The 13578-nt window shown below is 68.4% G+C and carries 9 protein-coding genes; 7 read left to right on the top strand and 2 right to left on the bottom strand.

The window, feature by feature from the left end; translation table 11 throughout:
* Window positions 1–3: 3 nt before the first annotated feature.
* The gene (locus MKD50_RS16375) at window positions 4–3201 is read left to right on the top strand and encodes an efflux RND transporter permease subunit (RefSeq protein WP_240073176.1); all 3198 of its coding nucleotides are present in this window, start codon (window positions 4–6) and stop codon (window positions 3199–3201) included.
* A 21-nt stretch (window positions 3202–3222) separates the two neighbouring features.
* Here MKD50_RS16375 and MKD50_RS16370 read toward each other — a convergent pair whose 3' ends face one another.
* Both MKD50_RS16370 and MKD50_RS16365 read right to left on the bottom strand, forming a co-directional pair.
* Window positions 3223–3600, bottom strand: a complete 378-nt coding sequence (locus tag MKD50_RS16370; RefSeq protein ID WP_240073178.1) for a helix-turn-helix domain-containing protein — start codon at window positions 3598–3600, stop codon at window positions 3223–3225.
* A complete protein-coding gene (locus tag MKD50_RS16365; protein WP_252667745.1) occupies window positions 3597–3854 on the bottom strand; it encodes a type II toxin-antitoxin system RelE family toxin in 258 nt (85 codons plus the stop codon). Before MKD50_RS16365 ends, MKD50_RS16370 begins: the two co-directional genes overlap by 4 nt.
* Before the next feature lie 286 nt (window positions 3855–4140).
* On the opposite strand from MKD50_RS16365, the gene MKD50_RS16360 reads away from it, so the two are divergent.
* The 6 genes from MKD50_RS16360 to MKD50_RS16335 all read left to right on the top strand — a co-directional run bounded on the left by MKD50_RS16360 (window position 4141) and on the right by MKD50_RS16335 (window position 13489).
* Window positions 4141–6405, top strand: coding sequence for a TonB-dependent hemoglobin/transferrin/lactoferrin family receptor (locus tag MKD50_RS16360; RefSeq protein ID WP_252667743.1), 2265 nt, complete (start codon window positions 4141–4143; stop codon window positions 6403–6405).
* Between the two features lie 26 nt (window positions 6406–6431).
* Window positions 6432–10427 carry a cobaltochelatase subunit CobN gene (gene cobN / locus MKD50_RS16355; RefSeq protein WP_252667741.1) on the top strand — a complete coding sequence of 1332 codons (3996 nt, stop codon included), beginning with the start codon at window positions 6432–6434 and terminating at the stop codon, window positions 10425–10427.
* A 38-nt stretch (window positions 10428–10465) separates the two neighbouring features.
* The gene (locus tag MKD50_RS16350) at window positions 10466–10975 is read left to right on the top strand and encodes a MotA/TolQ/ExbB proton channel family protein (protein ID WP_115678988.1); all 510 of its coding nucleotides are present in this window, start codon (window positions 10466–10468) and stop codon (window positions 10973–10975) included.
* Window positions 10972–11319 (top strand): DUF2149 domain-containing protein, encoded by a 348-nt coding sequence (locus MKD50_RS16345; protein ID WP_252667739.1) that lies wholly within the window; start codon window positions 10972–10974, stop codon window positions 11317–11319. Before MKD50_RS16350 ends, MKD50_RS16345 begins: the two co-directional genes overlap by 4 nt.
* 10 nt (window positions 11320–11329) lie before the next feature.
* Window positions 11330–12169 (top strand): ChaN family lipoprotein, encoded by an 840-nt coding sequence (locus MKD50_RS16340; protein WP_252667737.1) that lies wholly within the window; start codon window positions 11330–11332, stop codon window positions 12167–12169.
* A 351-nt stretch (window positions 12170–12520) separates the two neighbouring features.
* A complete protein-coding gene (locus MKD50_RS16335; protein WP_115703055.1) occupies window positions 12521–13489 on the top strand; it encodes a tripartite tricarboxylate transporter substrate binding protein in 969 nt (322 codons plus the stop codon).
* Window positions 13490–13578 lie beyond the last annotated feature (89 nt).

The raw sequence follows: 13578 nt of genomic DNA, 5'->3' as shown, positions 1-13578 counted from the left end.
GCCATGACGCTCTCGGAACTCTGCATCCGCCGTCCGGTGATGACGGTGCTGCTGTGCCTGGCCGTGGTCGTCACCGGCATCGTGCTGTATCCGACCATTCCCATTGCCGCACTGCCCAGCTTCAACTCGCCGGTGATCCAGGTCACCGCGACCCTGCCCGGGGCCAGCCCCGAGACTATGGCCGCGTCAGTGGCCACGCAGTTGGAAAAGCAGTTCGCGACGATTCCGGGCGTGTCGGTGATCAGCTCGTCGAACACGCTCGGCAACTCCAGCATCACCATCGAATTCAACAGCGACCGCGATATCGACGACGCCGCCGTGGACGTGCAGGCGGCGCTGTTCCGGGCGCAGCGTTCGCTGCCGATCGAGATGACGACGCCGCCGTCGTACCGCAAGGTCAACCCGGCCGACGCGCCGGTGCTGCTGCTGGCGATCAACTCGCCGGCGATGAGCCTGGCCGACCTGAACGCCTTCGGCGACAACCTGATCTCGCCAACGCTGGCGACGCTGCCGGGCGTGGCGCAGGTGCAGATCTTCGGGCAGAAGCGCTTTGCGGTGCGCGTGCGCGCGCACCCCGATGCGCTCGCGGCACGCGGCCTGACGCTGGACGAGCTGGCCACCGCGCTGAACCGCGCCAATGCCAACACCCCGGTGGGCACGCTCGACAGCGCGCGCCAGACCCTGACGATCCAGGCCAACCGGCAGCTGACCAGTGCCGACGCGTTCCGCAATATCATCGTCGCCAGCCAGCCCAACGGCGCGCTGGTGCGGTTGTCCGACGTGGCCGAGGTCGAGGACAGCGTCGAGACCATCAAGACCGGCAGCTGGCTCAACAACGAGCGCTCGATCGTGCTGGCCGTGCTGCGCCAGCCCGACGCCAACACCGTGGCGGTGGTCGACGCGATCCATGCCGCCCTGCCCCGGCTGATCCAGCAGATGCCGGGCTCGATCAACGTGTCGGTGGTCAACGACCGCTCGCGCTCGATCCGCGAATCGATCCACGACGTGCAGTTCACGCTGGCGCTGACGGTGGCGCTGGTGGTGATGGTGATCTTCCTGTTCCTGCGCCGCGCCGCGGCCACGCTGATCCCGACGGTGTCGCTGCCGATCTCGCTGATCGGCACGGTGGCGCTGATGAAGGCGTTCGGCTACAGCCTGGACAATGTCTCGCTGCTGGCGATCACGCTTGCGGTGGGGCTGGTGGTGGACGATGCCATCGTCATGCTCGAGAACATCGTGCGCCATATCGAGGACGGCGTGGCGCCGCTGAAGGCCGCGCTGGTGGGCTCGCGCGAAATGGGCTTCACCATCCTGTCGATCTCGATCTCGCTGGTGGCGGTGTTCATCCCGATCTTCTTCATGCCGGGCGTGATCGGGCTGCTGTTCCACGAATTCGCCGCGGTGGTGTCGCTGTCGATCCTGGTGTCAGCGCTGGTGTCGCTGACGCTGATCCCGATGCTGTGCGCGCGCTTCCTGTCGGCCGAGAACGTGCCGGTGGACGAATCGCACCACGCCTATGGCGACCACCCGGTGGCGCAGCCCGCCGTGGCGCAGAAGCAGACCCTTGGCATGCGCTCGACGCAGTGGTTCGAGAACCTGTTCGAGTTCACGCTGCACCGCTATGCGCGCGGGCTGGACTGGTGCCTGGCGCACCGGCGCACTGTGCTGGTGGCGGCGGGTTTGACTTTCGTGCTGACGGCGGTGCTGTTCGTGGCCATTCCCAAGGGCTTCTTCCCTGAAGAGGATATCGGCCAGATCCGCGTCAACGCCGAAGGGCCGCAGGATATTTCGTTCGACGCCATGTCGGAGCGCCTGCGCGACGCGGCCGAGCGCATGCGCGCCAACCCGGCGGTCAAGAGCATCGTGGTGGCCATCGGCGGCGGCCCGTCGCCGGCCATCAACACCGGCCGCATGTTCGTCGAACTGAAGCCGCGCGGCGAGCGCGCGGCCATGCCCAGGGTGATCGAGTCATTGCGGCGCGATGTCTCCGGCGTGCCGGGCCTGGCGGTGTATTTCGCGCCGGTGCAGAACCTGCAACTGGGCGGGCGCCAGAGCAAGAGCCGCTACCAGTACACGCTGCAGAGCGTGAAGGCCGGGCAACTGCAGGACTACTCCGACCAGCTGATGGCGAAAATGCGCGCCGACGGCCTGTTCCGCGACGTCACCAGCGACTCGCAGCAGTCAGGGCTGGAGGCCCACCTGACCATCGACCGCGACAAGGCCAATGCGCTGGGCGTGCAGATGCAGGACGTGCGCACCGCGCTGTACACGGCCTTCGGCGAGCGCCAGGTATCGACCATCTACACGCCGATCGACAACTACTACGTGATCCTGCAGGCGGCCGACGTCGACCGCACCGACGAAAGCGCGTTCTCCAAGCTCTATGTGCGCAGCAAGACCGGGCAGATGGTGCCGGTGTCGGCCTTCGCCACCACCGAGCGCCGGGTCGGCCCGATCGCCGTCAACCACCAGGGGCAGCTGCCGTCGGTGACGGTGTCGTTCAACCTGGCCCCGGGCGCGGCGCTGGGCGACGCCTCGGCGCGCATCGACCGCTACAAGCAGGAGATCGCCATGCCGACCTCGATCTTCACCAGCTGGGGCGGCGACGCGGCGGTGTTCCAGTCGTCGCAGGCGACGCAGATCGTGCTGCTGGTGGCGGCGATCGCGGTGATCTACACGCTGCTGGGGGTGCTGTACGAAAGCTACATCCACCCGCTGACCATCCTGGCGGGCCTGCCATCGGCGGCGGTGGGGGCGTTGCTGACGCTGTTTATCTTCAACGTCGAGCTGTCGCTGATCGCGGTGATCGGCGTGCTGATGCTGATTGGCATCGTCAAGAAGAACGCGATCATGATGATCGACTTCGCGCTGGCGGCTCAGCGCGAGCAGGGCATGACCCCGGCCCGGGCAATCCGGCAGGCGTGCCTGCTGCGCTTCCGGCCGATCATGATGACCACCTTCGCCGCGGTGATGGGCGCGCTGCCGCTGGCACTGGGCCTGGGCGCCGGCGCCGAGCTGCGCCAGCCGCTGGGCCTGGCGGTGGTGGGCGGGTTGCTGTTCTCGCAGGTGATCACGCTGTTCATCACGCCTGTGATCTACCTGGCGCTGGACCGGTTTTCCGGCACCGGGCCGCTGCAGATCGACGCCGATGGCAACCGGTTGCCGGAGAAGGTGACCGGGGAGACGGTGCAGCAGCACTGAGGGCGATGGCTGGAAAACCAGCTATGCGCCCGATTCCGCGAGGCTGTCGCCAGGCACGTCCAGGGCTTGCGCCAGCCGGCGCAGCGCTTCGGCACTGCCAGCGCGCGAGCGGTTTTCGATCTGGCTGAGATACGGCTTGCTCAGGCCCGCGGCCCGCGCGAGGGCATCCTGCGTCAGCCGGCGATAGTTGCGCCACGCCTTGACCGGATGATCGCCGGCCAGTTCGGCGTCGAGCACGGCGGCCGGCACGCGGAAGCCGTCGTCCTGTTCCGTGGCGGCGTCAAACAGGATGACGTCATCGCTCGCTTCGATCAGATGCTTGACGCGGTCCCAGACCTCGATAGGCACCACGGCAAACTCGCGACGGCCGTCGCGCTGGATGAACTGGATGTTGGTCATTGGTAGGCACTTCCTCGCGGACAGATCGCCACCACGAGGATGACAAGCCGGCCGTCTTCAATCTGGTACAGCACGCGCCAATCTCCCACCCGCAGCCGGTAGCCGGGCCGCCCCGCGAGCCGGGTCGCATTCGGAGTGGGTGCGTAGGGATTCGTGGCAAGCGCGTCGATCTTCGCCCGGATCGTTGCTGCGACATTCCTCGGCATTGCCTTCAACGCTTGCGCGGCCTGCCTGGTGAATTCGATGGCATGCATGCATGTTAGTAGGTTGCTAACCTCTCTGCAAACAAAGTTTGCATCGCACCGGGAGCTACCCCGAGCACGGCTATCCAGCCGACAACATGCCGTCTATGTGGTAGAGCCACCACATCCTATGCGTGAAGCGCTTTACTGCGTTCGCAGTAAACGATAATAATTCTCGTTAACAAAAACGAGGCGCCAGTTGCGATGGCATTCCGCCGTCAGGTAGCGCCTCCACGCGAGCCAGCCATACGCCCCCGTTTCCAGCCAGCCAGCGTCCGCTTTCATTTGGGGAGAATCAATGAAACGTCGCTGCCTGGCGCGCCTGCGCGCCACCGTCCGGGTCACGCCTGTTGCCGCCGTGTGCGCGGCGCTGTGCGCGCCTGCCATCGCCAACGCCACCACGCTCGCTGCGCTCAATGAGGTGGTGGTCACCGCCACCCGCACCGCAGAGCGCGCCGACGCCGTCGCTTCCACCATCACCACGCGCGATGCGCGCCAGGTCGAGCGGGCACAACCGGTCGACGAGGCCGGCCTGTTCGCCGACGAGCCGGATATCGACGTGCCGCGCGACCGCCGCCGCTTCGGCGCCGGCAGCATCAATATCCGCGGCATCGAGGACAACCGCGTGCTGCAGATGGTCGACGGCGTGCGGCTGCCGGATTTCTTCAACGGCGGCGGGCCGTCGAACATCTCCAGCTCGACGCGCGATGCGCCGGAGTTCTCGTTCCTGAAGCGGGTCGAAGTGCTGCGCGGGCCGGCGTCGAGCCTGTATGGCTCGGATGCGATCGGCGGCGTGGTGGCGTACGCGACCAAGGATCCGTCGGACCTGATGCAGGGCCGCAAGGTCGGCGGCGAGCTGGGGCTCAACTGGAACGGCATCGACAACGGCTTCGGCCAGACCGCGGGCGTGGCCGGCGGCAGCGACACGCTGCAGGGCCTGTTCATGTACGCGAACCGCAACGCGCATGAGATGAAGAACATGGGCAGCGACGATTCCAACTCGGTCAACCGCACCCGGCCCAACCCGCAGGACGTGCGCACGCAGGCGTGGCTGGGCAAGATCCTGCTCAACGCCAGCCCGGCGCACAAGTTCGGGTTCACCTACGAGCATCGCGACGGCAACACCGACACCGAGCTGCTGCGACTGTCCACGGCCTTGCCGCGCGTCACTGCCGCCAATGGCAATGAAGACCTGAGCCGCGACCGCGTCAGCCTCGACTACGAGTGGAAGCCGGCCAGCCGCGTGCTCGACCGCCTGGCCGCGCAGGTCTATTACCAGGAGTCCGAGACCACCACGCTGACCAACCAGGTGCGCAGCAACACCAGCACCGGCTGCTCGGCCACCACGCGCGGCAACAGCCTGTGCAACGTCTCGCTGGGCTTCGGCTTCAAGCAGGAGCAGACCGGCTTCAACCTGCAGGGGGACAAGTCGTTTGCCACCGGCGGCGTCGAGCACCGGCTGATCGGCGGCGTCGATTTCATGCGCGTGCGCTCGTCGGAATCGCGCGACGGCACGGTGCGCAACCTGACCACCGGCACCACCACCAAGACGCTGGCCGGCGAGAATTTCCCGATCCACGACTTCCCCACCGGCGAGACGCGCCAGACCGGCCTGTTTGCGCAGGACGAGATGCGCTTCTTCGATGGCCGCTTCACGCTCACGCCCGGCCTGCGCTTCGACCATTACTCGCTTTCGCCCGATGGCGATGACCTGGTCTACAGCAATGCCGGCGGCCGCCCGGCAGTGAGCAAGAGCGATTCGCACCTGTCGCCCAAGCTGTCGGCACTGTGGCAGGCGACCGACCGCGTCAACCTGTGGGCGCAGTATGTATTCGGCTACCGCGCGCCCAATTACCAGGAAGTCAACGGCAGCTTCCGCAACCCCGTGCAGGGCTATGGCGCGGCGCCAAACGCGAACCTGGACCCGGAGAAGAGCCGCTCGTTCGAAATCGGCGCGCGCTATACCAGCGACAACCTGCAGACCAGCGTGGCGCTGTTCGACAACCGCTACCGCGACTTCATCGAACAGGTGCAGCTCACCTGCCCGTCCGACCCGGCCTGCCTTCCCGGCCTGCGCGCGACCTACCAGTACCGCAACCAGACCAGCGTGCGCATCTATGGCGCCGAGTGGCGCGGCGTGTGGCGCTTCCTGCCGCAATGGCGCATCGATGGCGCGGTGGCGTACGCGCATGGCAACAACGAGCAGACCGGCCAGCCGCTGAACAGCGTCTCGCCGCTGCGCGCCAGCGCCGGACTGACCTGGGAGCGCGTGCAGGGCCAGGGCGCCGCGATCCGCTGGCGCGGCGCGCGGCCGGTGACGCGCACCGACGATTCGTCGTTCACCTACTTCAAGCCCGCCGGCTACGGCGTGGTCGACCTGCAGGCGTGGTGGCGCTTCAGCCGCCATGTCAGCCTGGCGCTGTCGGTCAACAACCTGTTCGACAAGAAGTACTGGCTGTGGGGCGACGTGCGGCAGACCGGCGTCTCGGCGACCGAGTCCGGCGTGGACTTCTACACGCAGCCGGGCCGCACCTTTGCCGCCAGCCTGAAGCTGTCGTTCTGAGCCACGCCGGCTCAAGGAGGTGACGCATGTCCCCACGAACCATCACTACGCGCTGGCTCTGGGCGCTGCTGTGCCTGCTGATGTGGGCGGGCGCCGCGCAGGCTGCCGCGCCGCGCATCGCCATCCTGACCAGCTCGCCGGTGCCGGCGGGCAAGTTCGGTCCGCTGCGCGAACTGGCACAGGCGCACGGCATGACGCTGGAGGCGCAGTACCTGGAGCGCATGCCGGCGCAGGAGGTCGCGCCGTTTATCCACAACGCCGACCTGCTGATCGTCGATGCGCCGCGCGACCACATCGTGACCGCGATGCTGCAGCGCCTCGGTCCGCTGTGGCGCGAGGCGCGCGTGCCGCGCGTGCTGATCGCCACCGACCGCCATGAGGCGCACGGTGTCGACGACGAGCTCGCCGCCCGGCTCCAGGCGTACTACGTCAACGGCGGCCGCGGCAACTTCGGCGCGATGATGCGCACGATCGCGGCCAGGCAGTTCCACCTGCGCAGCGACGATGGCATCCCGGCGCCCGTGGTGTTCCCGAAGGCCGCCTATTACCACCCCAGGCTCGCCGGCGTGATCACTACCTCGCCGCAGGAAGCGCTGGCGGCCTCCGGCAGCAGCGGCCCGGTGATCGGCATCGCCATCCACCAGGCCTATGTGTCCGGCCTCGACAGCGCCTTTATCGACGACCTGATCGCCCGCCTCGAAGCCCGCCACGCGCGCGTGCTCACGTTCTACGGCCCGGTGATGGATGCGGACGGCATCACGCGCATGGCGATGCCCGGCGGCAAGCGCCTGGTCGACGTGCTGATCAATGGCCAGATCATGCTGAACCCGCATGGCCGCAAGGCCGAGTTCGAGCAGCTCGACGCGCCGGTGCTGCAGGTCATGCCCTACCGCAAGGGCGACGCGCAGGCATGGCAGGACGACCCGCACGGCATCAGCCTGACCGACACGCCGTTCTATCTGGTGCAGCCCGAGCTGGCCGGCGTGATCGATCCCATGCTGGCCGCCGCCACGGCCAAGGGCGACGGCGCCATCGTCGGCCTGCCGGCGCAGCTCGATGCGGTGGCCGACAAGGCACTGGCGCTGGCGCGGCTGCGTCACCTGCCCAACGCCGACAAGCGCGTGGCGATCCTGTACTACAACTATCCCGCCGGCGAGAAGAACCTGTCGGCGTCGTTCCTGAACCTGCCGAAGAGCCTGGCCAGCACACTGGCGGCGCTGCGGGCGGCGGGCTACACCACCGAGGCCGCCGACGAAGCGCGGCTGCAGCGCGACCTGGGCGCGCTGCTGGCGCCCTTCTATCGCAGCGGCAGGCTGGAGCCCTTGCTCGATGCCGGCCTCGCGGTGTGGATGCCGATGTCGCAGTACCGCCGCTGGTACGACGCGCAGCCCGCGCCGTTCCGCGCCGCGGTCGCGCAGCGCTGGGGCAATCCCGAGCAATCGGCGATGGCGACCATGCGCCGCGGCGAGGCCGGTTTCGTGATCCCGCGGCTGCAGCTCGGCAACGTCGCGCTGATGCCGGTGCCGCCGCGCGGCGAGCGCAACGAGTCGGACGAGAAGGCGCTCTACCACTCCACCACCACGCCGCTGAACCACTTCTACATGGCGGCTTACCTGTGGGCGCGCCAGGACCGCGAGGCGCTGGTCCACTACGGCACCCACGGCACGCAGGAATGGACCCCGGGCAAGGAGCGCGGCCTGTCGGTCACCGACCAGCCCTACCTGGTGCTGGGCAACGTGCCGGTGATCTATCCGTATATCGTCGATGACGTCGGCGAAGCGATCCAGGCCAAGCGCCGCGGCCGCGCCGTGATCGTCAGCCACCAGACGCCGCCGTTCCGCCCGGCCGGGCTGCATGCCGACCTGGTCGCGCTGCACGACCAGTTGCACGCGTACCTGCAGCAGGACGAAGGCGCGGTGAAGGACACCATCCGCCAGCAGGTCCTGTCGCGCAGCGCGTCGATGCATCTGTTCGAAGACATGGGCTGGAGCGCGGCACGGGCGCGCACGGATTTCAGCGGCTACCTCGATGCGCTGCATATCCACCTGCATGAACTCGGCGGCGCGCTGCAGCCCTATGGCCTGCACACCTTCGGCCAGTCGCAGGACCCGGGGTTGCGGCTCTACACGACCATGGCGATGCTCGGCAAGGACTGGCTCAGGCGCGTGTTCCCCGACGAGCCGGACGAGCTGTTCGCGGTCGACTACGCGCAGCTGGCGCAGACGCCGCCCTATGCGATGGTGCGGCGCTACGTGGCCGAGGGCGCGCCGCTGGAGGAACTGCCTGATGCGCGCCAGCGCGAAGACATGCAGCGCGCGCGGCAACTCTATGCCAGCCTCGATGCCACGCCGGAAAACGCCGGGCTGCTGACCGCGCTGGCCGGCCGCCACCTGCACTCGGGCACCGGCGGCGATCCGGTGCGCAACCCCGACACCTTGCCGACCGGGCGCAACCTGTACGGCTTCGATCCCTCCAAGGTCCCTAGCCGCGAAGCCTGGAAGGCCGGCCAGGCCGCGGCCGAGGCGATGATCGCCGACTGGCGCAAGCGCCATGGACGTTATCCCGACAAGCTGGCGTTCTCGCTGTGGAGCGTCGAGACCATGCGCCACCAGGGCATGCTCGAAGCGCAGGCGATGGCGGCGCTCGGCGTGCGGCCGAAGTGGGACGACGGCGGCCGTGTGGTCGGTGTCGAGCCGATTGCCGCCGCGGAACTGGCGCGGCCGCGCGTGGACGTGGTGCTGTCGGCCACCGGTCTGTATCGCGATCACTTCCCCAATCTGATGAAGTGGCTGGCCGAGGCGGTGAAGCTTGCCGCCGCGCAAGCGGAAGCAGGCAACGTCGTCGCGGCAAATACGCGCGCAGTCCGTGAACGGCTAAGCAAGCTGAATGTCCCCGCCGACCGCCTCGACGCGCTCGCTGTGACGCGCATCTTTGCCAGCGAATCGGGCAACTATGGCACCGGCCTGAACGATGCGGCGCTGGCGACCGACACCTTCGGCAGCGGCCGCCAGGCCGATGACAAGCTGGCCAGGCTTTATCTGGCGCGCATGCAGTACGCCTACGGCCCGGACGAGCAGCACTGGGGCGAGGCGCTGCCGCAGGTCAACCTGTATGCCGAGAACCTCAAGGGCGTCGACGGCGCGCTGCTGGCGCGCAGTTCCAACCTGTACGGCATGCTGACCACCGACGACCCGTTCCAGTACCTCGGCGGCATCGGCCTGGCGGTGCGCCACCTGACCGGCAAGGCGCCGGAGCTGCTGATCTCCAACCTGCGCGATGCCAGCCAGGCGCGCACAGAGACCGCCGCCGGCTTCCTTGCCAGCGAGCTGCGCACGCGCTACTTCCATCCCGGCTGGATCGAGGGCATGAAGGCCGAGGGCTACAGCGGCGCGCTGAACGTGCTCGACACCGTCAACAACTTCTGGGGCTGGACCGCGGTCTCGCCCGAGATCGTGCGCGACGACCAGTGGACCGAGTTTGCCGAGGTCTATGTCAACGACAAGCACAAGCTCGGCCTCAACGAGTGGTTCGAAACGAACGCGCCGCAGGCCCAGGCACAGGTGATCGAACGCATGCTCGAGGCCGCGCGCAAGGGCTACTGGAAAGCCGACAGCAAGTTGCTGCAGACGCTGGCGCAGCGCTATCAGGACCTGGCGCAGCGGCACGACATCGTCAGCCACAACCGCGCGTTCAACCAGTATCGCGAGCAGCAGGCCCGGGCTGCCGCGCCGGGCTATGGCCTGCAGCCGCGCGCTGCGGCGCCGCGTCCGGCGCCGGCGCCAACGCCGCCGCAGCCTGCCGCCGCGGCACCCGCTCCGGCACCCGTACCCGCGCCGAACCCGCCGCAGCCCGTGCAAGGCATGAAGCTGGTGGAGCGCAAGCCGCCCGCGGCCGAGATCGTGCCGGCGCTGTCGTGGCTGGCCGGCGGCATCGCGCTGGCGGCGGCGATCGCGGGCGGCGCGCTCAGCGCGCGGCGGCGCCAGGTCGCTGCATCCGGCAGCTGGCTGCCGGAACGGCGCTGAGGCCACCAGGATATCCATCGCATTCAACGAGACCAGACATGACACCCACCCTGCTCGAAACCCTGATGTACGACGTCGGCCAGCTGTTCCTGATCCCGACGCTGGCGCTGATCGCGCTGCTGTTTCTCTACGCCTTCTGGGCGCTCGGCGAGTTCGCCATGCAGGCCTGGCTACGCGCGCGCCATCCGGTCGCCAGCGGGCGCGGCTACGTGCTGGTGGCCTGGGCGCGCAGGCACAAGGTGGCCGATGCCGACGCGCTCGACGTCGCCGCGCACCGCCTGCTGGAGCGCCCGCGCATTGCCACGCGCGTGGCGCCGATGCTGGGGCTGGTGGCGACCATGATCCCCATGGGGCCGGCGCTGAAGGGGCTGTCGGGTGGCAACCTGGCCAATGTGGGCGAGAATCTCACCATCGCCTTCTCCGCGGTGATCCTGGCGCTGATCGCGGCCAGCATCACGTTCTGGGTGGTCAACGTGCGCCGGCGCTGGCTGGCCGAGGAACTGGTGTGGCTGGCGCAGTCGCGGCCGCAGTGGGAGGTGGACGAATGAAGTTCCTGGAAGAGAGCGAGACCGACGACCCGATACTGTCGGTGGTGAACCTGATCGACGTGTTCCTGGTGGTGATCGCCGCGCTGCTGGTGGCGATCGCGCAGAACCCGGCCAACCCGTTCACCCATGATGACGTCACCATCATCAGGAATCCCGGCAAGCCGAACATGGAGATCGTGTCGCGCCAGGGCGAGAAGGTGGTGCGCTACCAGGCCAGCGGCCAGGTCGGCAGCGGCGACGGCATCAAGGCCGGCGTGGCGTACCGGATGCAGGACGGATCGATGGTGTACGTGCCGGAGCAGCCGGCGCCGCAGGCGTCGGTGCCGGCCCCTGAAACGAGATAAGGGAGACCGCGTGATCTCATTGCGTTTGTGCGCGGCCTCGACGCTGGCCGCTGCCGTTGCCGTGCTGAGCGCCGGCTGTGCGGCCCCGGGGCCGGCGCCATCCGCGCTCAGCGCCGCCTTCGCCGGCAAGTCCTACGTGTTGCTGGGCGAGGTCCACGACAACGCCGCTGGCCAGCAGCAGCGGCTGGAGGCGCTGACGCGCGCGATCGAGCAAGGCTGGCGCCCGGCCATCGCCATGGAGCAGTTCGACCGCGAGCGCCAGGCCGACATCGACCGGGCCCGGCGCGAGCGCCCGCGCGATGCCGACTACCTGATCGCGCAGGCCGGCGGCGGCGCGTGGCAGTGGCCGCTGTACCAGCCGGTGGTGGCGCTGGCGCTGCAGTATGACTTGCCGCTGGTCGCCGCCAACCTGTCGCGCGCCGATGCGGCCAAGATCGTGCGCGGCGGGCTGGACCGGCTGTTTTCCGCGGACGAGCGGCAGCAACTGGGCCTGACCGGTGCGTTGCCGCCGGACCTGGTGGCGGCGCAGACCGCGGTGCTCGACCGCGGGCACTGCGGCAATTTCCCCAAGGCGATGCTGCCCGGCATGCTGGCGGCACAGGCCGCGCGCGACGCGGTGATGGCGCAGGCGTTGCGGCCTTATGCCGGACGCGGCGCGGTGCTGATCGCGGGGAACGGTCACGTGCGGCGCGATGTGGGGGTGCCGCGCTGGCTGGGCGGTGACGCCGGGCAGGCGCTCAGCATCGGCTATGTGGAAAACGCGCCGGAAGAGGGTAAGTTCGATAGGGCGGTGGTGGTGCCGGCGGTCGAGCGCAAGGATCCTTGCCTGCAGGCGAAGCCGGCGGGGTGAGGTGGATTGTCAGAGGGCCGGAGCCTCAACGAAGTCGCGCCCTCCGCATACCCACCTGTCCCCATCCACGTAAACCCCACCCCCCTTTCCCCCGATTTGACAGCCTTTTGACAGTTTCCCCCGCCTAGAATCCGCCCCAAGGCCGGAAGATCCGGCCTGACGTTCACCAGAATCCAAGAACAGTCCCGGCCAGCCCCCGCCGCGCCGGACAGGAGACAAGTCCGAGGCCGCGCTAATGCGCACGCCCCGGGCGCCATCCCGTCCCGCAACGCCGTGGCCGCCGGAACCCCGGGTCGGATCGCGGCCGCCATCGACTGGCAAGCGATCACCGGTATTACCAAGGAGACCGCCATGCGCCGTACCTATTTCCGCTTCGCCCATGCAGTGATGGCATCCGCCACCCTCGCCGCCGCTGCCGTGGCCGCGCCGGCGTTCGCGCTGGACAACGTCAAGGTCATGATCGGCGCCAACCCCGGCGGCGGCTTCGACCAGACCGGCCGCTCGCTGGGCGCGGCCATGATCGCCGCGGGCCAGGCCAAGGCCGCTTCGTACGACAACAAGGGCGGCGCCGGCGGCACCATCGCCCTGACCCAGTTCGTCAACACCGACAAGGGCAACCCCAATGCGCTGATGGTGGTGGGCGCGGTGATGGTCGGCGCGATCGAGACCAACAAGCCGCCGGTCACGCTCAAGAACGCCACCCCGATCGCGCGCCTGTTCGCCGACACCATGGTCATCACCGTGCCGGCCAGCTCGCCGATCAAGTCGATCAAGGACCTGACCACGCAACTGAAGGCCAATCCGGGCAGCGTCAGCTGGGGCGGCGGCTCCAAGGGCTCGATCGACCATATCCTGGCCGGCCTGGTCGCCAAGGAAAGCGGCGTCGACCCGAAGAAGGTCAACTACGTGCCGTTCCAGGGCGGCGGCGAAGCCTCGGCCTCGATCATGGGCGGGCACGTGACGGTGGGCATCGCCGGCGTGTCGGAGTTCCTGCCCTTTATCAAGAGCGGCAAGATGCGCGCCCTGGCGGTCACGTCCAAGGACCGCGTTGCCGACATCCCGACGCTGAAGGAGCAAGGCGTCAATGTCGAGATCTACAACTGGCGCGGCGTGTACGGCGCGCCGGGCACCACGCCGGAGCAGCGCAAGGCCATGATCGACGCGGTGGTCAAGGCCACCGAGAGCAAGGCCTGGAAGGACACGCTGCAGAAGAACGACTGGACCCCGTTCCTGCTGACCGGCGACGAGTTCGGCAAGTTCGTCGACAGCGAATCGACCCGCCTGGGCGCGACGCTGCGTGAACTGGGCGTGGCCAAGTAACACTATGCTGGCATGCAGGGCTGCAGCGCCCTGCATGCCGCCTTAACGCAACCTCTCGCTTTACCTGTCGTGCCTGCCGACGCCGCCGG

The sequence above is a fragment of the Cupriavidus mimosae genome, assembly GCF_023952485.1.
GTDB classification, from domain to species: Bacteria; Pseudomonadota; Gammaproteobacteria; order Burkholderiales; family Burkholderiaceae; genus Cupriavidus; species Cupriavidus taiwanensis_C.
Note: the sequence above shows the minus strand (reverse complement) of the source record. Positions and strands in the feature narration are given on the sequence as shown.

Bases quoted from the DNA above. Each gene is read 5' to 3' on its own strand.
- cobN (WP_252667741.1), top strand. From the start codon at position 6,432: ATGTCCCCACGAACCATCACTACGCGCTGGCTCTGGGCGCTGCTGTGC.
- MKD50_RS16360 (WP_252667743.1), top strand. From the start codon at position 4,141: ATGAAACGTCGCTGCCTGGCGCGCCTGCGCGCCACCGTCCGGGTCACG.
- MKD50_RS16370 (WP_240073178.1), bottom strand. From the start codon at position 3,600: ATGACCAACATCCAGTTCATCCAGCGCGACGGCCGTCGCGAGTTTGCC.
- MKD50_RS16335 (WP_115703055.1), top strand. From the start codon at position 12,521: ATGCGCCGTACCTATTTCCGCTTCGCCCATGCAGTGATGGCATCCGCC.
- MKD50_RS16375 (WP_240073176.1), top strand. From the start codon at position 4: ATGACGCTCTCGGAACTCTGCATCCGCCGTCCGGTGATGACGGTGCTG.
- MKD50_RS16365 (WP_252667745.1), bottom strand. From the start codon at position 3,854: ATGCATGCCATCGAATTCACCAGGCAGGCCGCGCAAGCGTTGAAGGCA.
- MKD50_RS16350 (WP_115678988.1), top strand. From the start codon at position 10,466: ATGACACCCACCCTGCTCGAAACCCTGATGTACGACGTCGGCCAGCTG.
- MKD50_RS16345 (WP_252667739.1), top strand. From the start codon at position 10,972: ATGAAGTTCCTGGAAGAGAGCGAGACCGACGACCCGATACTGTCGGTG.